This is a genomic window from Vibrio neonatus (assembly GCF_024346975.1).
Lineage (GTDB): Bacteria > Pseudomonadota > Gammaproteobacteria > Enterobacterales > Vibrionaceae > Vibrio > Vibrio neonatus.
Genome location: NZ_AP024885.1, coordinates 1,251,718 through 1,272,594, shown reverse-complemented (window position 1 = coordinate 1,272,594; position 20,877 = coordinate 1,251,718). Strand labels below are relative to the sequence as shown.

Here is a 20,877-nt window from a genome sequence, read left to right as displayed (position 1 = left end):
AAACAGTGGTGTATACTTTAAGCATACCCTTGAAAGCATAAAAGTAAACAGCAACGTTTACTTTTATGCTTTCGCTTTCTCTAAAAGGAGCCGCTGTTATGGCTAAACTTGCTGAAATTAAACAAGAAAATATTATCTGTGCCGCTATCGAAATTTTTTCTGAAAAAGGGTTAGATCAAGCAAGTATGGAAGCGATTGCAAAAAAAGCTGCCGTATCAAAACGTACCCTTTACAAATATTACCCAACCAAAGAAAGCCTATTTTCTGTCATCATTGAGCGACTATTATCAAGCATTACAGTGCTCAGTGATATTGCCTTCGAGCAAACTCAATCACTCACCGAGCAATTAACCGACATTGCAGAAAAAGAAGTCAAACTACTGTGCTCAGCCCCCTTTATCGCTGTAACTCGCATGGTTATGCGCGAATGTATGGGTTCAAAAGCACTGGCGAATGTATTGATGGAGAAGCTTGAATCTCTTGAAAGCGCCAACGGAATGACACAATGGATAGAGCAAGGCATTAACGCTAAGCAATTGAAGGTGGAGCATCCTGCTATTGCTTCAGAGCAGTTTATTGCCAGTTTAAAATCAATCATATTTTGGCCGCAATTAATGGCACATACCCCGCCACCAGATGTAACTACGCAGCGCATTGTCATTAACTGCGCCGTACAGCAATTTGTGGCGGCCTACCAGATAAAATAATTCACTTATCTAGTGCCATTGCGCTAGAAAAGGCAGAGAACATGTCGACATCTCACTGCAAAATCACGTTAGGCAGAACTCTTCCCCGCACAATACATCATTGATGCTTACCCAGCTTTGGGCACTTTAAAAATGAGCGCTTTCATAACGGACGATTAATCCACAAATTCGTCCGTTTTCACTAACTTTGCCAGTAAGTCGGTCAATTGCTTAGACTCTTGCGCGGTAAGACTTTGTTGAAACTGCGCCGAAACGCTATCCACAATAGGTGCACAATCAACAACCGTTTGTTGCCCAAGTGGTGTCAGAGCCAATAGTTTCACTTTTTTGTTTGTGTCACTTTTGCTTGCCACGACTAACTCAAGCTTTATCGCATTATCCACTAAACGTTTTGTCACCGAGCGGTGGCGTAACAACAAATCAGATAGCTCTTGCTGTGTGAGCATACCATTGGTGCTCAATACTTTAAGCGCTCCATACATTTCCAGCGAAATATGCGATGCACTAGAGAGCTCAAGCGCAATTTTTGAACGAAACTGTTTATAAGCAAACCCCATTAAAAACAAAGGGTTTGAATCTAATTTATCAATGCCCGTGATTGACAAGGCTGGTTGATTTTCCATATATAATTCCTTGGCTGACGACTAACAATGCCAACACCATCAGCATTAATTCACCTCGAAAATAGGTGTCTTGCAAACCTAAATCCGTCGCTGATACATAAAGTTGTAAGGGTAACATAGTTCCCAGCATAGCTTCAGTATGTAACGCTTTAACCCCTGCTCTACTGCCGCTAATCCATACCGCAATCAACAGCACGAGCAGTGTCAAACCTATGATATAAACAAGGTTATGAACGTGCTCCCCGGCTAATAGAGTCACAAATACCATCGCCAAAGCACATCCACCAACGTGGGCATGCAAACAGGTTTTTACGATCATTTGATAAATGGCTTTTTCGCTTTGGGCTGCGGCAATAATTACCGGCATCATACAAAATGTGGCAGCAATTAAGTTAACCATCATTAAAAATGCTAAACCTGATCCCAACATAACGACATAAATAAGACGCTGCTGATAGGTCACTTTTCTAGCCTGCATAGGCGGTGGTGAACTGGCTTTTGGCGGTGACATAAAGAGCATGACAAAACGCACCACCACTATTGTGGTCACCATGCTAACGGCAATATCGCGCACCCAGTGTGTCATAGGTATCGGAGCGTGCTGAGCAAACACAATCACTAAAAACCAGTTTAATAACGGTATATAAATTTGCCCCAATTTAGCGGGAGTATCAGCCCAGCGTCTTGCACAATCAAACACCCACAAACTGATTCCCCAAACCACAAATGGATGTGAGCCAAACAGTTGATCCACCAATAATGCAACGCATGCTACGAGTAAGATGGGCAAGAATGCTTTTAATATCCCTTGCATAGAATAATCGTTAAGTTTGGTCGCCGCCATGACCGGATATAACGCAAGATAAGCCGCTATATCCAGTTGTAGCCACAATTGCGAAAGCATTCCTAGTGACACAATGGAAACCATCCATATCACTTCAGACCACTTAATATCACCACGTATAATATTACTCATTTCTGCCCCCCGTTCTTACGTTCGTTGTCTTACACTAGGTATCGCAGATGAGCTAAAAATCCCATCCAAGTGCTGCCTAGGCAATCCCAAGTTGATGTGTTAGAAACCACCATCACACTCACTTTTGAACCAGAGAACAGTGCCGAACTGTCTAAATCAGAGAGGGAAACTTGAGTACGCACTTTTTGTTGATCGCGAATCCAGTGATCATCATTGACTACGCGCGCCAATCCGTTGTTGTCACTGCTTGCATCATGTATTGCAAGTTCCTTACCTTGAATTTCACCTCTATGAACCTCACCTGGTAGCGCATCAAACACTAAACGTACATCTGTACCTTTGGTTAATTTTGCTAAACCTTTTTCATTAAAGTCGGCATTTACCCACGCGTGATTTCTGTCCACTAAGAACAACACTGGTGTCCCCGCGTTCACATAAGTCCCCGAATTTAAATTCAAGTTACTGATCACGCCATCTACTGGCGCTAAGATTGTGGTCTTTTTAAGATCTAACTTTGCTAATTCAACACGAGCGCGAGCAACGGCCAATGCTCCGTTATCACTGCTTTGTACCAACTCAGCTTTAATTTGCGCCACTTGTGCGCGCGCCGATTCCACCGCTTGTTGATGCACGACTAAACTGGCATGACTATCGTCATACGCTTCTTGGCTAATTAGCTTGCGAGCAATTAATCGATCATTACGCTTTATTTTACGCTGTGCATTGCTCGCCTCTTGCTGACGCTGACGAAGCGCAGCTAATGCACTGTTTAGATGCTGTTTGTTGGCTTGATAGGTTTGTTCAGCCTCTACTAAATTGGCTTGAGCCTGTGTCAACGCGAGTTGGTAACGAGCTGAATCTAAACGAACTAGCAAGTCCCCTTTCTTCACTTTCTGTCCGTTCTCAACCGCTAATTCAATCACGGGAGCAGACACTTCTGCCGCAATGCGACTGGTCGGGATATGTAATTGAGCTTGGGTGGTAAATGGAGCAACGTTGTCACTCACCACCAAAAACACAGCAAAAACTGCACTTAAACCAAGCACAAGATACAAGGCCCATTGATACGCTTTATTCATCATAATGTTTCACCTGCAACAATATTTAAGGTGATAGTATTCTCTTTTTGTTTCATGTGCAACAAAATATTATTTTATACTAAGAAATAAACTTCTATCGCAGTCACATACCTTGGCAACAAACACGTCTCACGTCATATAAATGCTTTTTCGTCACTTGTATTCTCTAGATCAGCCCCTAGCAATGGTTTATGTTTAAAACATCAACCATTGCGGTATGAATAGCAGTCAATTCTTTATCCCGGAGGCACTATGAATAATGGAACACCACAGGACTATAGCGACGATTTATATCTTGTTTACTTTGAGGTCGCTCACGCGCAAGAGACGTCACAAGACGCAACTCTCGATGTACTGACATCGTTTTTGAATAATAAAAGCGCCGATCAGATAGTGCATCTTGAGCACGGTTATCAAATGGCAATGCCGATGCAAACGATCCCTGATGTTGTAAGGCATCTCACTGAGAAGAATATCGCGGTGTATCAGGTTAGGCGTGGTAAGAGAGTTGAGTGAGTTTGGTTTGACGCAAGAAACAAGCGCAACGATCTAATTAATATTTAGATTAACCTGAATCAGTCTGTCAGTTTTATTTGCTTAATGTAGGTAAAGTTGATGGATTGATCTAGACGGTTCAGCTATGTAACTCAGGTCTACACAAAAGCGACCTAGAGTTGCATTATTCCTTATTTTGAATCCAGACAATTTGTCTTACTTTTCCTGATACCCATGACTCTAACGATATGGTCAAACACGTTAATTCACTACAGTTGAAGCACATGAACTATTTCATCCAATATTAGGCTCCTTTTTCTCCTTTTGGGCTAAAACCCCTTATTAGCATATGTAATCTAATTGATTCTATAAACTTGCTTGCCATCTCTAAACGCGCTTTTCCATGTATTAATACAGCTTATTAAAGTCGAATTCGGTTTTAGTAATAACTTGTTTTGTTGAGAGCAAACCAAATAAGTTATTGTTAATCATATGATTAATACGTTATCTTCCTAAAATAATGAACATTGTTAAAAAGTGATAACACGCAGGCCAATTTTTATGTAAAGGTGGAATGCGAAATGTAACGCACACAATCTATACATTATTGATTTATGGTAAATTGAATGAAAATATCGTATGAATTGATCAACATTATCATGTTGCTAATACCAGGTTTTTTGAGCCTAAAAATCTATGATTTATTTCGGAGTGTTGAAGTTAAAGACAATATAGATCGCTTGATTGAGGGGCTTATTTATAATCTTGCCATTTACTCTTTTGTTGAATATGTACATGGTTGGGCTCCAGCCTTTAAGTACCAGAAAATAGGTAATGATTTTTCTTATGTAATGTCTGCTGACAAACTGTTGATTTCTATAACCATCGTGTCGAGTATTGTTTTACCACTAATTTGGGGAGCTATTACTCATTACGATTATCATATGTTAGTTTTGCGTAAGCTTCGCTTAACAAATAAAACTTCACGACAAACGGTTTGGGATGATGTTTTTACCAACGAAGTTAGGTTTTTATCACTTCACCTAAAAGATGACCGAATTATAGTGGGTTGGCCAACATATTTTTCTAATGATCCTGATGAGGGTTTTATCTACCTCACACAAGCAGCATGGGTTGATGATGGAGAGTATGTTGAAACTAATTCTCATGGTATTTTGTTCCACAAAGCAGATATTGAATTCATCGAATTTATGAAAACAGAAGAGGAAATAGATAATGAGCCAAAAGACTCCCCAGAAACCGAATAGACCACATTCTCATCAAAGCAATCCTACAAATGCTGATGACAGAGTTAAAGGTGGTTATAATCCAACTCGTTATGAACGTAGGCCAATCCCCCCAGTAAAACCACCAGCAAAAAGTGGCAATAAATAGTTGCTTATACAAGCATTTAACAGTGATTTTTAACGCTTGGGATTTTTCATTCCATCGTTAGGTCTTGTGCTTCCTTAGAGTGGGCTTCTACTTGTAGATGTAGACCTCAAATAATAGATGTCAATGCTACCACTTTCATTGGCTGTAGATTTGATCAAGCTAATAAAAATAACCTGTTTATGGGAGTAAGTATGGTGATAATATCAGGGAAAACTAAGAGAGCAATACTTTACATATGCCCCACTCCATTGCTTTGCTGCTTACGATGAAAGAGCTAGATATACCCGTATTTCCATCATTACATCAACCAACAAAGAACGAAAAAAAGCCACTCATGATGTATAAAATAAGTGGCGCAATTTAACTCAATTTAGCAAAAAACAATCAGTATTTTTGAGAATTCACACCTAGTTCTTGTTGGATAGTACGAGACAGTTTTAACACCCAGTTGTTGTAGTTTCTATGGATAGTGCCGTTGTTGTAATTCAGGTTTTGGCTACTTACATAATGGATACTGTATTCACTCTCATCATATTCAATCTTGACTCTAGCAGTGTGAGAACGCACTGAGATATCCGCCATAATCAAGCCAGGTTCGATTACCCTAGGCGTCCAGCCGCGGCGCTCTGTTGCGCGAAATATTGCATCTCGTACAGATTCACTTGAAACGTGTTCACCGGTTTGTGACGTCGGTACATAAGCTTGTTCAATATTTAGAACTGGCTTGGAGACACAGCCCGCCATAAAAAAGCTAAGTGCAACAACAAGGAATATGTTTTTCACAGTAATGTCCTTTAAATTCATAGTATAAAATTTCTTTTACATGCCCTACATCACTACCCTCAAACATATCTTGATGCTGTGCGGATGATGAGGTGATTTGGTTCAAATAATTTTTACGATAGCGTGGATTACTTAAAGTAACCGCCATTTTTTAAAATAGCAGTCGCTTAAATATAGGTGCAAATTTCAAGACCTGACCCCGCACCTTGACCCCGCACCTAATCGTCAGCGCCGCATTTTTGACATGGTTCGTAGGTTCTCTCGCCTTCACTAATCACGGCGAAATCGGGTACGCATTTCTCGCACAATGCCATCTTTGGGTAGGCGAGTTTTTGCTTTTTAGAAGAAGTGTCACCTTCCACAATGTAGTATTTTCTCATGTTCTATCTTATTGAATTTTAGATAATAGGAGGGATTATAGCGAAATAATGCAGGTGGTTGTGCGACTAATCTGCCTTAAACGTTGCTGATTTACTCATTTTGCTTATGACGATTAGTGATAGACTGAACCCATCATCATGACTCAACGGAAATACTATGCGGAAACACTATGCGGAAATGCGATGAAAGACTGTAACCAGTGCGGGAAATGTTGCATCAAATATGGCAATGGTGATTTAGCGGCCACACAACAAGAGATAGACCTGTGGGAGTTATTTAACCCAGATATCTTTGAGTATGTGAAAGATGGCAAGATCTGGTTTGATCCGCAAACAAGAGAGCAACTAGAGCGTTGTCCATTTTTAGAATTGGTACCAAAAAGCAGGGCTGAAGAAAAAGACAAATATACGTGTAGCATTTACCTCGACCGACCCGAAGATTGTCGCCACTACCCTAGCCTTATCGATGAAATGGTTAGAGATGAATGTGAAATGATTGAAGTTGTTGATTTGGATAACCCAAACAAAGCACAGAAGCAGCTAGACAAATTAATGAGTTCGAGCCGGCCATCAAGCTATTCCTAACGCTGATATTTGCAACGCTCAAACCTTACTAAGACAGGCTCAAACGTGGGCTTATACGATCTCTTTTACTCGCCCCACATCGCCACTTTCTAGGCGAACCTTAATGCCGTGCGGATGGTTAGGTGACTTGGTCAAAATATCTTTCACTACGCCTGAAGTCAGTGTTCCAGTGCGTTGATCTTTTTTCAGGACAATGTTTACTTCAAGCCCTTTACGTATGTTAGATCGTTGAGTTCCGCTCATGTTTGCGCCCTTATCACTACAATATGAATCATAAAAAAGTGCCAGCCAGTTAACTTGAACACAACGGGCTGACACGCATCAATTTTGATTAAGAATTTCTTAACCAAATGTCGTCAGAGCCGCCTTGGGCTTTTTTCTTACGCTTTTTCTTGCCAGTACCTGCTGGTGCTGCTTTTGGTTTGTTGGCTTCAATCATTTCTTGAGTAATGGTTTCGTCTACTTCAAAACCTGCTACTTGTTCGCGCTCAAGGCGAATTTTGTTTTTCTTTTCAATAACTTTGAAATGATGCAGATCTTCATAATCGATCAGCGATAAAGCCAAGCCTACTTCACCGGCACGACCACTTCGTCCAATGCGGTGCATGTAATCGGATGGGCTTCTTGGCAGATCGAAGTTGATAACAACGGGCAGTTTTTCAATATCTAGACCACGGGCTGCGATGTCGGTTGCGATAAGCACTTCAATCTCACCTGACTTGAACGCATCAAGGATACGAGTACGATAGCCTTGGCCTTTGTCACCGTGGAATACGTCGGCTTCAATGCCGCGCTTATACAATTTGTCCGCTAAGTGTTCGCAACTGTTTTTTGCATTCACAAACACTAACGCTTGTCGCCATTGGTGCTTTTTGATCAAGTGCGCCAGTACCGCCGTCTTCTCACCTTTGTTGACGTTGAATACGCGCTGTACCACGGTGCTCTCGTCATCGCTTTGCAGTTGAACTTCAACTGGATCATTGAGCAGTTCTTGAGTAAGCGCCTGCACTTGTTCTGGGAAAGTGGCTGAGAACAACAGCGTTTGTTTTTGCTTAGGAAGCTTCGCTAACAGATCGGACAGTTCTTCTGTAAAGCCTAAGCTCAACATACGGTCGGCTTCATCCAATACTAACGTCTTCACTCTGTCCAGTTTAATGGCATTGCTAGAGATCAGATCAAGCAAACGACCTGGCGTTGCCACCAAGATATCTGTGCCACCACGCAATGTTTGCATTTGTGCATTGGTTGATACACCACCGAACACAGCGACAGTTTTGATCTCACCGTTAAAGTGAACTGCATAGGACTTAACGTTATCGGCCACCTGTTTTGCCAACTCTCGTGTTGGCACCAAGATCAAACCCGAGACATAGTTGCCCTTGCTTGGGCTCGATTTCACCAAATCATGCTTAGTGAACAACTCTTGTAGCATAGGCAGTGCAAATGCAGCGGTTTTACCTGAACCAGTATTAGCGCCAGCAATAACGTCACGACCCGCTAGTACGCTAGGAATGATTTGCGCTTGAATAGGTGTAGGTTGTTGATACTCCAGCTCTTCTAGGCGTGCTAAAAGAGGTTTAATTAACGCAAGATCAGCAAAGCTGTTAGGGGTTGTGGCATTGGTCATAGATAATTTGGCTCAGACTTAAATAATGGGGGTGCATTCTAGCGTATTTTGCAGAAGATAGATAAAAAAAGGGAGCCATTAGGCTCCCTTTTTCATCGGGTGTTATTCACACTCGGAACTAGTGATAAAACTAGTCACGCAATACTGCGCCAAACTTCTCGGAAACTGCGCTCACTGTTGCTTCAACAGCGCCAGCAATGTCCGCTTCTTCCAAAGTACGCTCAACAGATTGCAGAGTCAGTGCAATCGCCAGACTCTTCTTACCGTCTTCAACGCCTTTACCTTGGTAAACGTCGAACAGTTTCGCATCTGTCATTAACTCGCCACCGTTAGCAAGACAGGCAGCTACTACGTCGCCAGATGCCACAGCTTCATCAACAACTAGCGCGATGTCGCGACGGTTTGCAGGGAACTTAGATACGGCTACCGCTTCAGGAAGCACGCGAGTTGCAATTGCATCCCACTCTAGTTCAAATACAACAGTGCGGCCGTTAAGACCAAACTTACGCTCAAGTTCTGGGTGAACAGTACCGATAACGCCCACTTCTTTACCGTCTAGGATGATAGCCGCAGCTTGACCTGGGTGAAGTGCTGGGTGCTTAGTTGCCGCAAAGCTGTACGCTTTTTCGTTGCAAGTCAGCTCAAGTACCGCTTCTAGATCGCCTTTAAGATCAAAGAAATCAACAGTGTTGGTTTCGATGTCCCAATGCTCTTCACTGCGAGAACCTGCAAGAACGCCGGCTAGCATGAATTCTTGACGCATGCCGTTTTCAGCATTGGCATCAGGAATAAAGCGTAGGCCAGATTCGAACAAACGAACGCGTGGCTGTTGACGTTTTTGGTTGTGAACAACGGTGTTTAGCAGACCTTGGATCAACTGTACACGCATTGCTGACATGTCAGCAGAGATTGGGAACGGCAGCACTAAAGGCTCAATGCTTGGTGCAATCAGTTTTTGTTGCTCAGGCTCAACAAAGCTGTACGTTACCGCTTCATGATAGCCACGATCCACCAGCAGATCACGAACACGTTTTAGTGGCTGATTCGCCTCTTTGTGATCATTCATTGTCAGTGCCGCTAGAGGCGCTTGATTTGGAATGTTGTTGTAGCCAAAAATACGGCCTACTTCTTCAACCAAATCTTCTTCGATAGCGATATCAAAACGCCATGTTGGAGCAACTGCATCCCAACCTGATTCAGTTGTCGTTACTGTACAACCAAGACGCTCTAGAATTTCAACAACGTCTGCATCAGAGATAGCGTGACCTAGTAGGCTGTCTAGCTTAGTGCGACGTAGAGAAACGGTGTTGGCTTTTGGCAAGTCTTGCGCTGACTCAACACCAGCGATTGGAGCAACGTCACCGCCACAAATCTCAACCAAAAGTTGAGTAGCACGTTCCATTGCTTTGTGTTGCAGTTCAAAATCCACACCACGCTCAAAACGCATTGAAGAATCAGTATGCAAACCGTAAGCACGTGCACGGCCGCGAATCGCATCCGGTGCAAAGAAGGCACTTTCAAGAAGTACGTCTGTTGTTTCGCCAGTTACGCCAGAGCCTTCACCACCGAAGATACCTGCGATAGCAAGAGCTTGTTTGTGATCGGCAATGATCAGCGTATCTGCATTTAATTTTGCTTCGTTACCGTCAAGAAGAGTCAGTTTCTCATCTTGCTCTGCCATACGAACCACAATGCCACCTTCAATCTTGCTCAGATCGAATGCGTGCATTGGTTGGCCTTGCTCTAACATCACGTAGTTAGTGATATCAACGATTGGGTCAATAGAGCGAACACCACAACGACGCAGTGCTTCTTGCATCCAAATTGGAGAAGCCGCTTTCACGTTGACGTTTTTGATCACACGACCAAGGTAACGAGGACATGCGTGCGCCGCTTTCACTTCGATAGCAACTGTGTCTTGAATGCTTTCAGAAGCCGCTGTGAATTCTGGCTCTTTTACCGCTTCACGGTTAAGTACGCCTACTTCGCGAGCAAGACCACGAATGCTAAAGCAATCAGCGCGGTTTGCAGTAAGATCTACGTCAACTGTTACGTCGTCAAGATCTAGGAATTCACGGAAATCAGTACCCACAACCGCAGTTTCTGGTAATTCCATGATGCCGTCAGATTCCACATCAATGCCTAGCTCTGTGAAAGAACACAGCATGCCGTGTGACGGTTGACCACGTAGTTTTGCTTTTTTGATTTTGAAATCGCCCGGTAGAACAGCACCAACGGTTGCTACAGCAACAATTAGGCCTTCGCGACAGTTTGGCGCGCCACATACGATATCAAGAAGTTCTTCTGCGCCAACATCTACTTTTGTTACGCGCAATTTGTCAGCATCTGGGTGCTGACCACATTCCACTACTTTACCTACTTTAACGCCGGTAAATTCGCCCGCTACAGGAAGAACGTCGTCAACCTCTAAGCCAGCCATTGTAATTTGGTGTGTTAGTTCGTCAGTAGTAACCGCAGGGCTAACCCACTGACGAAGCCATGATTCACTGAATTTCATCTATTTGTGTCCCTGGATTACTTGAACTGTTTAAGGAAACGAAGGTCGTTTTCGAAGAACGCACGCAAGTCCGTTACGCCGTAACGAAGCATGGTTAAGCGCTCAACGCCCATACCAAATGCGAAGCCTTGGTACTGTTCAGGATCAATGCCTACAGAACGAAGTACGTTAGGGTGAACCATGCCACAACCTAATACTTCTAACCATTTGCCGTCTTTACGTTTTACATCCACTTCAGCAGAAGGCTCTGTGAACGGGAAGTAAGATGGACGGAAACGCACTTCTACTTCTTCTTCAAAGAATGCCACTAGGAAGTCAGAGATGATGCCTTTCAACTGCGCAAAGTTTACGTTCTCATCAACCAATAGACCTTCAATCTGGTGGAACATTGGCGTATGAGTTTGGTCGTAATCGTTACGGTATACACGGCCTGGTGCAATGAAACGGAACGGTGGTTTGCCGTTTTCCATAGTACGGATTTGAACACCAGAGGTGTGCGTACGTAGCATCAGATCAGGGTTGAAGAAGAAAGTATCGTGATCGGTACGAGCTGGGTGATCTTGCGCGATGTTCAGTGCATCGAAGTTATGGAATGCATCTTCGATTTCTGGGCCTGATTCTGTTGCAAAGCCAAGTTCACCAAAGAACTGTTCCATACGCTCGATAGTACGCGTTACTGGGTGTAGACCACCATTTTCAATGCGACGACCTGGTAGGGTCACATCGATGGTTTCAGCAGCCAGTTTAGCTTCCAACTCTGCTTTTTGCAGGCCGTCTTTACGAGCTGCAATCGCTTGTTGAACCGCACCTTTCGCTTTGTTGATCTCTTGACCCGCGCTACGGCGTTCTTCTGGCGGTAATTTACCTAGGCTTTGAAGTTGAAGCGTTAGCTCACCTTTTTTACCTAGGAATTGAACACGCACTTCATCCAGTGCAACTAACGATTGCGCTTCTTCGATAGCAGCAGTCGCGTTAGCAATAATCTCTTGTAGATGTTGCATTATTTCCTCGTCTGCCTAATGGCAGTATCCATCGGGATTTAGGGTATTTTGAATAGTTACACATAGTAATAAAAGGCAGGCATAAAGCCAAACGTAAATAAGCGGAAATTCAAGATTTCTTAATTCTTCGGCAAGAACAGCGCAATATAAGCACTCACTCCCCTGTTTGTGACGCACTTTTTGCTATTGGTGATTAAACTTTAGTCAGATTGGGTTTTATATCTAACTCTTGTAATCGTTACCAGAACAAGAGCTAAGCGAAGTATGAAAATACAAACAAACAAGCGGCAAAAGCCGAAGTTCAATGATTGATATCTCAACGATATCAATGTGCTATACCCTAATACTCTAAAAGATGCATATAATCACAATTGACTTATTGGATACTCAGTCATTGTCAAAATCACCGCTAGCAGGGAGAGACACCTAGTGAAATCACCATTACCCACGATTATCAGCAGCGCCATACTCGGTTTTGCTTCACTAACGGCAAGTTTTGCGGTGGTTGCTGAGCCACAATCTACCTCTTATCGCCTTGAAACTGTGGCAACGGGTTTGCAAATCCCTTGGTCGATTGAATTTGTTAATGCGAATACGGCATTAATCAGTGAACGCAATGGCGCCATTGTCGAGCTCGACATTACCAATAAAGCAATCAAACCTTTATATACACCCACTAATGTTTATGCCAAAGGCCAAGGCGGCCTGCTCGACCTTGCGATAAACCCTTTAGACAAAACTCAGGTCTACCTCACCTATAGCCAAAACACTCAGCAAGGTGCGCGAGTGGCACTTGCGACTATGACTTATCAAAATGGCGCTATTACTGGCTTTAACGATATTGTACTGACTCAATCAGATTCTGATAGCGGCCGTCATTTTGGCAGTCGAATAGCCTTTGATGCAGACAATAAACTGTACTTTAGTATTGGCGATCGCGGCGTAAGAGATAACGGACAAGATTTGTCTACGCATGCGGGCAGCATTCTTAGAGTTAACAGTGACGGCTCAGTCCCTGCGGATAATCCATTTGTGAAAAACCCACAAGCACTACCTGAGATATGGAGCTATGGACACCGCAACTCGCAAGGAATCACCTTTGCACAAGACACCAATACCTTATGGGCTATAGAGCATGGCCCGCGTGGCGGTGATGAGATTAATCACATTCAAAAAGGCCATAATTATGGCTGGGCTGAGACCTCACACGGTAAAGAATATTGGGGACCGATTAGCGTCGGTGATTCAGAATATAAAGAAGGCGTCACCGCGCCAGCACTGGTTTACACCCCTTCTATCGCGCCTTCGTCGTTAATTCTTTATCAAGGTAAACGCTATCCTGAGCTTAATGGGAAATTACTGGCGGGTGCATTAAAGCTCACTCATATCAACGTTATCAAGATAGACGGCAACAAACTGATTGAAGAGAAGCGCTTGTTTGAAGATTTAGGCGAAAGAATTCGTGATATACAGGTCTCACCTGATGACTATCTGTACGTTACAACAGATAGCGGAAAAGTCATAAGGCTCCTGCCTTAATTTTATATTTTTAAACTTGTAACCCCAAACCTTCTAGAAAATTTGCCTTTTTGCATATTACGCTGATGCCTGCTTAATCCCCTCCAGCATTAACGCAAATTTTCTAGTTTCTCCATTAGTCAGCATCAAACGGCAGGCAACTAATCCCTTAAATCGCCATCTTTTACGCCATACTTTGCTACGTTTTGAACCCTATATTTCAACGCCAAAATAGACTTCGTTTCGTTATTAGCATGAAATTAATTCACACTAAACATTCCTAAATGTCGTTTTTCTGAACAGTCAATAATACATAAATTAACCCCAAGCCCAAGACGCTGAACACACAAACAGAAGCTCTAGGCGCTGAAAATTTCACATTCTAAGGGGAACTACATTATGAAAAGATTCACTACTGCTCTACTTACTCTGTCTGTTAGTTTTGTTTCAGTTAATGCTCTAGCCGATCAAACATTGGAACAACAAGTGGCAACAAACCACGCCATGACAACGGCCACATTTCAATCTGTATACAACAACAATCAGTGGTTGGTATCGCTGCAAGCCGACGCGAAAGACAAAACTGATCGTCTTAATGCAGATGAGGCACAATTGCAGAGCAATACACAGCGTTCAACACACAATGAAAAACGAGTGCAATCTGTCGAGAACACCACAGTGGCTAATGCCAAAGGTGTATCACAAAACCGAGCCCGTCTTAAGCGCCACGACGAACAATTAGCTGATGTAGAAAATCACGCTACACATGCAGAAACAATGTCTCAGCAAAATCATGCTATGGCTGAACAAAACTCAGAGAAAGTAGCACAAAACAGCGCTGATCTTCAAAACCTACGTAAAGACTTTGAACAAATGGCGAAGAACGTTGAGGGGGCATACGCAGAGTCAGCTGCTTTTGCAGGTCTAGTGAACCCGTATGGTGTAGGCAAGTTTTCAGTAACGGCTGCCGTTGGATATCATGGTGATGCACAAGCTGTTGCCGTTGGTGTAGGTGAACGATTCACGGAAAACTTTACAGCAAAACTCGGTGGCGCTTACGACACGGCAACAGAGTCAATGAGCGCCTATGCTGGCGTTGGCTACGAGTTCTAAGCTCAAGGCGTAATTGATTAATTGATTGAACATTTGTCAAAAAAGGAACCTATACGGCCAAGCCATTGCGCTTTACTGTTACCTTAACCGAGTAAACGTACTCCAATGCCTTAATGTATAGTCACATCAGACTCATTAAGGCGTTGATTTCTAACACCATATTGGACAAAACCTTGTCAGTTATATTACTAAATTAGGATATAACGGATTAGCTGATATTTGAGAAAATAACGTCAAATTAAGGAATCACGCTTAAATGCTTGTATGGTGAATTTATAACCACGCCGTGTAAACGCACACCTCACGCACTCTACCTTGAGCTTGAATTGTTTTGGTTCCAACATACGTTGTACCCAACTTACTTATAACTGATTTTGAACGATCATTTTCAGTTAAATGCATGACTTTGAGTTTGCTGAGACCTAGATTCTCTTTAGCGTACTCGATTAGTGCTCTAGATCCTTCCGTAGCATAACCGACGCCCCAAAAAGGAACACCCAACCAATACCCTAATATCCCCTCTCCCTCTTCAATCCTAGGAAAGCCCACTGTACCAATTAGAGTATTGCTATTCTTTAAAAGCAAAGCGTAGACGACACCTTTGCCAGTGTTGAATAAATCTTGATGCGTTCTAATCCAGTCAACAGCATCACTTAAGTCGTAGGGATATGGGATATTCGCTGTCATATCTGAGATGACTTTTTCACCCGCTAGTTCTGCGACTCTTGTTGCATCAAGTTCGGTAAAGGGTCTAAGAGTTAGTCTATTCGTTTCAATTATTGCTTGCATAATTTCCTGTTCACCTAACGCCCTGCTAAATGGCAAAAACGTTTGGCGTAAAATTTCGCTTCAAAGCGATAATACCGAGCGTTTTAGTCCATTTGAATATTTTGTTATGTATTTTTTGTACCCATCAAAAGAAGCTTCACTATTTCAGCATCTATGTTTTCTACTAATGAAGTACAGCGCTGAATTAGCAACTCGATATCATCAGTTGAGATCTGAACTTTGTTCCCATCATGATCATATCCTGCTCGGTGAACACAATGATGTCGCACTGATACAGCCTTAAACAACCATGATGTTTCGCCAAGATCTATATCTAGCACACTCTTGTACATAGGACGAACTTTATCAATTTTATGGAAAATAAGATCCTGTAGATATTTTGCGATATCACCTTTTAATGATTCTTGTTTCGAGAATATTTCTTTAATTGTGAATTTTCTACCCGCAAATTCTGGATCCGTTTCAACCAATTTACGAACAAGATCATCAGAAGACAAAGTTGCTGAAATGAAGGTCGAAGATAAGTACCCCTCTAGTGCGGCGACAATATGACCATGAAGCATTATTAGTACATTTTCTTTTACTGATGGCCGCAGTGATGCAGATAATAATTCTGATGCTACATCTACAGCTTCAATGTATATTTCTTTTCTAGATTTATCTGGTTCAATCCAATTATCATTCCAGTCTTCGTAATACGGCTCATCATTTGCACTCATTTCATCGTATGCATCCGAAAGCTCATCCCAGCCAGCACTGTATTCATTTGCGTCTTTATCAACTAACTGCTCACGAATCCAATCTTCTTTTGCTTCTTGGTGCTGCTCCTCCATGAGCTCAACCATATAATTTGAACCTATTCCCACAGAACCCTCCTACAATACATAACGCCCAGCTAAGTGGCTAACAACGCTTAAACTAGCTACCGTAAACACTGTACCAAACGAGAACTAAAATTGCCGACCGTTGATAGTGATCTTCACCCGATAAAATGGACACCTATTTTCTAAAACCCCATCACAACTTCATATTCATGTGGGCTTCGATATCCTAAACTAGAATGCAGTCTATAACGGTTATAAAAATGCTGGATATAACCCGCTAGTTTATCTCTGAGCTGCTTCTCACTTTTAAACGTATTCTTTCTAATAATATCGCTTTTAAGCGTGTGAAAAAATGATTCGACCTCAGCGTTATCTGTGCAGTGACTAGGGCGATTCATACTCGGCACAATACCATTTTTTTTAAGAAGCGCTTGCACCTCATGGGAACGATACTCTGAGCCTCTATCTGTATGGAACAATAAACCACTAGACGGAGCACGGTTACGTACTGCCATCCTTAATGAACTCATAGTCAATGCTGTACTTTTTTGCTTACCAAGAGACCAACCCACCACTTTTCGTGAGTAAAGATCAATAATGACCGCAAGGTACATCCAACGATTACCTTGTCGAATATAAGTTAAATCGCCAGACCACTGTTGGTTCACCGCTGTTGGCTTAGGCGTATCTTTCTTAATATTCTTTATCGATTGATAAAAACGATGCAACTTGGCCATCTTCAAATAGATTCGATAGCTTCTTGCTCTGAGTCCATGCTCCTTCATTAATCGCGCAACACGTTTACGACTAACAGATATGCCATGCCTTCTCAGCTCAGCATGAACTCTTGGACTACCATATGTCTCACGACTCTTCGCAAATATCTTTTTGATTTCCATGAGTAAGTCCGATTCAGACTGACTATATTTACTAGGCGAACGCACCAGCCAAGCATAATAGCCAGATCTAGAAACCGATAAATGGCGACACATCATCACTATAGGAAACACTGATTTGTATTTCTTTATGAACCTGAATTTTGTCGATTTTCCTGGGCTACGAATCGTTGCCACTTTTTTAGCAGATCATTCTCTAACCTAAGCTGTTCGTTTTGACGCTCTAGTTCAGCAAGTCGATTAGACTCTACCTTTTGCTTGGGTATGTGTGGTTTTTTCTTTCGTTTATCTTCCATGATGATCCCTTCTCGATACTCCTTGCGCCATCTGGATAACATGAAAGGATGTATATCCAACGACTGAGCTACTCCCTTAACTGTAGCCCCATCTCGAAGAGAAAGTCGAACAGCTGTGACCTTAAATTCTGTTGGGTATTGTTGCGTCTTTTTACCTGATTTATAAGCTGGCATAACCACCTCCAATATTAATTGAAGGTGTCCACTAGATCGGGTCAACTACATAGTCCATCTTGAACAGTTTGTTAGGCAAATTGCTCCGTGATTTTCGAATCAACCTTGCGAGTTTGTTCAGCAACATGAGCATACAACTCATTGATTAAACTAAATAGCTCCTCGAATCTATGCGACCATGGCGCCGAATACTTGCTAGTTGGGACAAACACTTCTGAAATACTTTCGTATTTGACAAAATAGACCTCTGCCTGTTCACAAGCTGAGTTATCTGCATGAGCGATATAAGTATTTCTCATTCTGTAAACATGGTCATGAAGCTTTAGTAGATCAGGAGCAAATTTGTATACTCGCTTTGAATCTAAAGATAACCCTCGTACAGCACCACTAGCAAAACATTTACCGTAGGTAATCACAAAGGCTTTATATAAATGACTGGACAAGTATTCATAATTTTTCATTGAGTTAAGTATTTCGTGACACTCTCTTATATCAGCAAGTATTAGTTGAAGTGATGCTCTTCGCTTCGCAATATGGCCTGAAACTTCAGATAAATCACAAGCTTTCCCATCAAAATATGCTCTGTAATCTATCTCTGTTGAACCCTCAGGAGCAATAATTTCATACTTAAATTCTGACATAGTTTATCCATTTGCCTAACAAATGACATGGATTCTCCCTACTGAGAATCTGCCACCCTTATATGGTACTTACATGCATCGGAGGCTCCATGTCTGATTATTCTTATTTCTGCAGTATCGACCTAGCTAAAAGCCACTTTAGTCTTCATGCTGTAGACCAAAATGGTAAACTCATACTTCATAAGTCGGTAACCCGCTCTAAACTACTGACTACAATATGTAGTGGTCAACAAATACCGGACACTATCTTAAGCCGATTTTCGGCAGTAACCGGCGAAACCCCATCATTTGCTTGATGTGGCCTCTGTCGATTGTAATAGTTCATCAGGTAATAGCTGATGTCTTTTTGGGCTTGGTTTTGGTTCATGTAACCAGTTGCCGGAATCCATTCTGTTTTCAGGCTTCTAAATAACCTTTCCATCGGCGCATTGTCCCAACAGTTTCCACGTCGGCTCATGCTTTGAGCCATTCGATATCGCCAGAGTCTTTGACGGAACTTGCGACTCCCGTATTGAACCCCTTGATCTGAGTGGAACATAACACCATCTGGTCGCCCTCGCTGTTCCCAAGCCATATCTAAAGCTTTAGTTGTTAGAGCCGAATCGGGTTTGTTGGATAGAGCCCAGCCAACAACTCGACGGCTATAAAGGTCTAGAACAACTGCCAAATATACCCATCTTGAGCCTGACCAAATATAAGTAATATCACCACACCAAACTTGATTTGGAATGGTTACCGAGAATTCTCTTTTCAACAAATTCGGGATGTCTGGACGTTCTGTTTTAGCCGATTTATATCGATGGGAGCCGGGTTGTTTACTTGCTAAACAGGCCTCATGCATTAACTTCCGTACTTTAAATCGGCCAATTTTGATGCCTTCTGAGCGAAGCATAGACACAATCGTGCGACTTCCAGCAGAGCCACGACTAATGTTAAAAAGCTCTCTTATCCTGCTAGCAAGCCGAACACGATTAGCATCGGGTTTACGCTGTTTAAACTCGTAATAGCAAGATGTAGCTACATCAAAAAGCTCACACAACAACTTGACTGATTCATGCTCCCTTAAGTGATCAATCAACGAGAGCGTTCGAGCTCGTCCGACATTAAGAGAGCTGTGGCCTTTTTTAATATCGACTTTTCCCTCTCAAGTCGATTAATCCGGGCTTCTAATTCTTGGATTTTTATCTGCTCCGAAGTAAGCGCTTTGGCCGTTGGGGTAATACCACCTCGCTCGATCTTAAGCTGTTCGATCCAGCGCCGTAAAACTGTTTCACCAACATCCATTGAGCGTGCTGCTTCGGGAACAGAATAACCTTGATCAAGAACCAAGCATGCTGCATCCATTTTGAACTCAGAAGAAAATGTACGTCGTTGTCGTTTTGTCATTGAACACCTCATTAATTGTGGTGACTTTATCACCTAATTGGGTGTCCGGGATCATTAAACCACTACAATAGCAAATATGCCACTCATGCGTATAGGCGTTGAAGCGTGTGGTGGTGCACATTATTGGGCAAGAACACTGGGGAACGACGCCCTTATTATGGCCGTTAAATACGTCATTCCTTATCGAACTAAGGGAAAGAACGACCTTAATAATGCTGTTGCTATATGCGAAGCTGTTCAACGACCATCAACTCGCTTTGTGCCTGTAAAATCCCTCAAACAACAAGCCATCTTATCGGTACATAGAATGAGAGAGCATTGGGTTCGTGAGCGCACCGCTCTTATGAATCGCATGCGTGCCTTGCTCTCTGAATTCGGGTTGATCATTCCTGTTGGCCTCTCTTCATTAATAAAACAGGTTCCCTTAATGCTGAAGACGCAGAAAATGAACTGCCACACCTCGCAAGAACAGCTATTGCTGAGACTTATCACTACCTTGGAGAATTGAATCAACGTACCGCCGATACTGAGCAAATCTTTGACTCTTTTGCTAAGGTCAGCACTAATGTTCAACGAGCGATGAAAGTTCGAGGTATTGGGCCACAAACTGCTACTGCAATACTCGGTTAGGTCGGATAACCAAACACGGCGACAAATACTTACAAACATTATTAGTTCATGGGGCTAGAACCTTCATTGCTAACCTGACGACAAGCAAGATAAGTTAAGTCAGTAGTGTCGAGGCGTTCTAGAACGAAGAGGAATGAACCGAGCGATAGTGGCTCTTGCCGCGAAGAACGCACGAATTATATGGTCGCTTTACACAATCAAACAGAATATGAAAACTATACTGCTTAAGTAGAAACTTAAGCAGTATAGAGAGTTAAACTCACCGGGCATTGCAGACGCAAATGATGGAGATAGGTTAAGACCACTTGCGGAGAGCCTATTAATGCGGCGGACACACTAGATATCATCTAACGAATAAGGCACCGCAGTCGCGCAAAGTCATCAGGCCCACGACATATGCGAATTGTCGATAAGTAAGCCTAATATAGAGCGGCAGTCCAA

At 42.6% G+C, this 20,877-nt stretch carries 20 protein-coding genes and 2 pseudogenes; 8 read left to right on the top strand and 14 right to left on the bottom strand.

Translation table 11 applies throughout. The features are described 5' to 3' along the window. The first annotated feature begins 98 nt into the window (after positions 1-98). Positions 99-707 carry a TetR/AcrR family transcriptional regulator gene (locus OCU38_RS05920; protein ID WP_261824139.1) on the top strand — a complete coding sequence of 203 codons (609 nt, stop codon included), beginning with the start codon at positions 99-101 and terminating at the stop codon, positions 705-707. A gap of 155 nt (positions 708-862) precedes the next feature. Here OCU38_RS05920 and OCU38_RS05915 read toward each other — a convergent pair whose 3' ends face one another. Genes OCU38_RS05915 through OCU38_RS05905 form a run of 3 tightly spaced genes read right to left on the bottom strand, consistent with a single transcriptional unit; the run spans position 863 to position 3,388 of the window. Next, positions 863-1,330: a MarR family winged helix-turn-helix transcriptional regulator gene (locus OCU38_RS05915; RefSeq protein ID WP_261824138.1), complete on the bottom strand. Its 468-nt coding sequence runs from the start codon at positions 1,328-1,330 to the stop codon at positions 863-865. Further along, positions 1,293-2,306 carry a DUF2955 domain-containing protein gene (locus OCU38_RS05910; protein ID WP_261824137.1) on the bottom strand — a complete coding sequence of 338 codons (1,014 nt, stop codon included), beginning with the start codon at positions 2,304-2,306 and terminating at the stop codon, positions 1,293-1,295. The genes OCU38_RS05915 and OCU38_RS05910 overlap by 38 nt, the downstream gene beginning before the upstream one ends. A 29-nt stretch (positions 2,307-2,335) precedes the next feature. Beyond that, the gene (locus OCU38_RS05905) at positions 2,336-3,388 is read right to left on the bottom strand and encodes an HlyD family secretion protein (protein WP_261824136.1); all 1,053 of its coding nucleotides are present in this window, start codon (positions 3,386-3,388) and stop codon (positions 2,336-2,338) included. Positions 3,389-3,637: 249 nt separating this feature from the next. On the opposite strand from OCU38_RS05905, the gene OCU38_RS05900 reads away from it, so the two are divergent. Together OCU38_RS05900 and OCU38_RS05895 are read left to right on the top strand one after the other, a co-directional pair. Then, a complete protein-coding gene (locus OCU38_RS05900; RefSeq protein ID WP_261824135.1) occupies positions 3,638-3,901 on the top strand; it encodes a hypothetical protein in 264 nt (87 codons plus the stop codon). Between the two features lie 605 nt (positions 3,902-4,506). Beyond that, positions 4,507-5,148 carry a DUF6338 family protein gene (locus OCU38_RS05895; RefSeq protein WP_261824134.1) on the top strand — a complete coding sequence of 214 codons (642 nt, stop codon included), beginning with the start codon at positions 4,507-4,509 and terminating at the stop codon, positions 5,146-5,148. 511 nt (positions 5,149-5,659) lie between these two features. On the opposite strand, the gene OCU38_RS05890 is transcribed toward OCU38_RS05895, so the two are convergent. Together OCU38_RS05890 and OCU38_RS05885 are read right to left on the bottom strand one after the other, a co-directional pair. Next, complete coding sequence (locus tag OCU38_RS05890) at positions 5,660-6,058, bottom strand: hypothetical protein (RefSeq protein ID WP_261824133.1); 399 nt, start codon at positions 6,056-6,058, stop codon at positions 5,660-5,662. Between the two features lie 218 nt (positions 6,059-6,276). Then, entirely contained in the window at positions 6,277-6,438 is a 162-nt protein-coding gene (locus tag OCU38_RS05885) for a hypothetical protein (RefSeq protein WP_261824132.1), read from the bottom strand. A 183-nt stretch (positions 6,439-6,621) separates the two neighbouring features. On the opposite strand from OCU38_RS05885, the gene OCU38_RS05880 reads away from it, so the two are divergent. Then, a complete protein-coding gene (locus OCU38_RS05880; protein ID WP_261824131.1) occupies positions 6,622-7,023 on the top strand; it encodes a YkgJ family cysteine cluster protein in 402 nt (133 codons plus the stop codon). 51 nt (positions 7,024-7,074) lie between these two features. On the opposite strand, the gene OCU38_RS05875 is transcribed toward OCU38_RS05880, so the two are convergent. From OCU38_RS05875 to pheS, 4 genes are all read right to left on the bottom strand, one after another. Further along, complete coding sequence (locus OCU38_RS05875; protein ID WP_021713190.1) at positions 7,075-7,266, bottom strand: YwbE family protein; 192 nt, start codon at positions 7,264-7,266, stop codon at positions 7,075-7,077. A gap of 88 nt (positions 7,267-7,354) precedes the next feature. After that, on the bottom strand, positions 7,355-8,650 hold the full coding sequence (locus OCU38_RS05870; RefSeq protein ID WP_261824130.1) for a DEAD/DEAH box helicase: 1,296 nt from the start codon (positions 8,648-8,650) through the stop codon (positions 7,355-7,357). A gap of 130 nt (positions 8,651-8,780) precedes the next feature. Then, positions 8,781-11,168, bottom strand: coding sequence for a phenylalanine--tRNA ligase subunit beta (gene pheT, locus OCU38_RS05865; RefSeq protein ID WP_261824129.1), 2,388 nt, complete (start codon positions 11,166-11,168; stop codon positions 8,781-8,783). Between the two features lie 17 nt (positions 11,169-11,185). Then, positions 11,186-12,169, bottom strand: a complete 984-nt coding sequence (gene pheS / locus OCU38_RS05860) for a phenylalanine--tRNA ligase subunit alpha (RefSeq protein WP_021713187.1) — start codon at positions 12,167-12,169, stop codon at positions 11,186-11,188. A gap of 465 nt (positions 12,170-12,634) precedes the next feature. On the opposite strand from pheS, the gene OCU38_RS05855 reads away from it, so the two are divergent. After that, positions 12,635-13,708, top strand: coding sequence for a PQQ-dependent sugar dehydrogenase (locus OCU38_RS05855; RefSeq protein ID WP_390625255.1), 1,074 nt, complete (start codon positions 12,635-12,637; stop codon positions 13,706-13,708). Positions 13,709-14,086: 378 nt separating this feature from the next. Next, positions 14,087-14,800, top strand: coding sequence for a YadA C-terminal domain-containing protein (locus tag OCU38_RS05850; RefSeq protein WP_261824127.1), 714 nt, complete (start codon positions 14,087-14,089; stop codon positions 14,798-14,800). A 273-nt stretch (positions 14,801-15,073) separates the two neighbouring features. On the opposite strand, the gene OCU38_RS05845 is transcribed toward OCU38_RS05850, so the two are convergent. The 4 genes from OCU38_RS05845 to OCU38_RS05830 all read right to left on the bottom strand — a co-directional run bounded on the left by OCU38_RS05845 (position 15,074) and on the right by OCU38_RS05830 (position 18,420). Then, complete coding sequence (locus tag OCU38_RS05845; protein ID WP_261824126.1) at positions 15,074-15,589, bottom strand: GNAT family N-acetyltransferase; 516 nt, start codon at positions 15,587-15,589, stop codon at positions 15,074-15,076. Positions 15,590-15,693: 104 nt separating this feature from the next. Next, positions 15,694-16,455: a hypothetical protein gene (locus tag OCU38_RS05840; RefSeq protein WP_261824125.1), complete on the bottom strand. Its 762-nt coding sequence runs from the start codon at positions 16,453-16,455 to the stop codon at positions 15,694-15,696. 140 nt (positions 16,456-16,595) lie between these two features. Then, a protein-coding gene (locus OCU38_RS05835; protein ID WP_261823483.1) for an IS3 family transposase occupies positions 16,596-17,779 on the bottom strand; the annotation gives its coding sequence in 2 pieces (ribosomal slippage) (positions 16,596-17,494 and positions 17,494-17,779; 1,185 coding nt in all). 71 nt (positions 17,780-17,850) lie between these two features. Next, entirely contained in the window at positions 17,851-18,420 is a 570-nt protein-coding gene (locus tag OCU38_RS05830; RefSeq protein ID WP_261824124.1) for a hypothetical protein, read from the bottom strand. Between the two features lie 89 nt (positions 18,421-18,509). On the opposite strand from OCU38_RS05830, the pseudogene OCU38_RS05825 reads away from it, so the two are divergent. Beyond that, a pseudogene (locus OCU38_RS05825) lies at positions 18,510-18,644 on the top strand (IS110 family transposase); the annotation flags it as partial. Between the two features lie 2 nt (positions 18,645-18,646). Here OCU38_RS05825 and OCU38_RS05820 read toward each other — a convergent pair. Next, positions 18,647-19,806, bottom strand: a protein-coding gene (locus OCU38_RS05820) for an IS3 family transposase (protein ID WP_261824123.1) whose coding sequence is annotated in 2 segments (ribosomal slippage) — positions 18,647-19,548 and positions 19,548-19,806 — 1,161 coding nt in all. Because the reading frame shifts where the segments join, the coding sequence is not laid out codon by codon here. A gap of 61 nt (positions 19,807-19,867) precedes the next feature. On the opposite strand from OCU38_RS05820, the pseudogene OCU38_RS05815 reads away from it, so the two are divergent. Next, positions 19,868-20,664 (top strand): annotated as a pseudogene (locus OCU38_RS05815) (IS110 family transposase); the annotation flags it as partial. Positions 20,665-20,877 lie beyond the last annotated feature (213 nt).

Coding starts and splice junctions, on each gene's coding strand:
- OCU38_RS05905 (WP_261824136.1), bottom strand. CDS start 3,388: ATGATGAATAAAGCGTATCAATGGGCCTTGTATCTTGTGCTTGGTTTA.
- OCU38_RS05920 (WP_261824139.1), top strand. CDS start 99: ATGGCTAAACTTGCTGAAATTAAACAAGAAAATATTATCTGTGCCGCT.
- OCU38_RS05875 (WP_021713190.1), bottom strand. CDS start 7,266: ATGAGCGGAACTCAACGATCTAACATACGTAAAGGGCTTGAAGTAAAC.
- OCU38_RS05850 (WP_261824127.1), top strand. CDS start 14,087: ATGAAAAGATTCACTACTGCTCTACTTACTCTGTCTGTTAGTTTTGTT.
- OCU38_RS05880 (WP_261824131.1), top strand. CDS start 6,622: ATGAAAGACTGTAACCAGTGCGGGAAATGTTGCATCAAATATGGCAAT.
- OCU38_RS05885 (WP_261824132.1), bottom strand. CDS start 6,438: ATGAGAAAATACTACATTGTGGAAGGTGACACTTCTTCTAAAAAGCAA.
- OCU38_RS05845 (WP_261824126.1), bottom strand. CDS start 15,589: ATGCAAGCAATAATTGAAACGAATAGACTAACTCTTAGACCCTTTACC.
- OCU38_RS05900 (WP_261824135.1), top strand. CDS start 3,638: ATGAATAATGGAACACCACAGGACTATAGCGACGATTTATATCTTGTT.
- OCU38_RS05830 (WP_261824124.1), bottom strand. CDS start 18,420: ATGTCAGAATTTAAGTATGAAATTATTGCTCCTGAGGGTTCAACAGAG.
- OCU38_RS05870 (WP_261824130.1), bottom strand. CDS start 8,650: ATGACCAATGCCACAACCCCTAACAGCTTTGCTGATCTTGCGTTAATT.
- pheS (WP_021713187.1), bottom strand. CDS start 12,169: ATGCAACATCTACAAGAGATTATTGCTAACGCGACTGCTGCTATCGAA.
- OCU38_RS05915 (WP_261824138.1), bottom strand. CDS start 1,330: ATGGAAAATCAACCAGCCTTGTCAATCACGGGCATTGATAAATTAGAT.
- OCU38_RS05910 (WP_261824137.1), bottom strand. CDS start 2,306: ATGAGTAATATTATACGTGGTGATATTAAGTGGTCTGAAGTGATATGG.
- OCU38_RS05895 (WP_261824134.1), top strand. CDS start 4,507: ATGAAAATATCGTATGAATTGATCAACATTATCATGTTGCTAATACCA.
- pheT (WP_261824129.1), bottom strand. CDS start 11,168: ATGAAATTCAGTGAATCATGGCTTCGTCAGTGGGTTAGCCCTGCGGTT.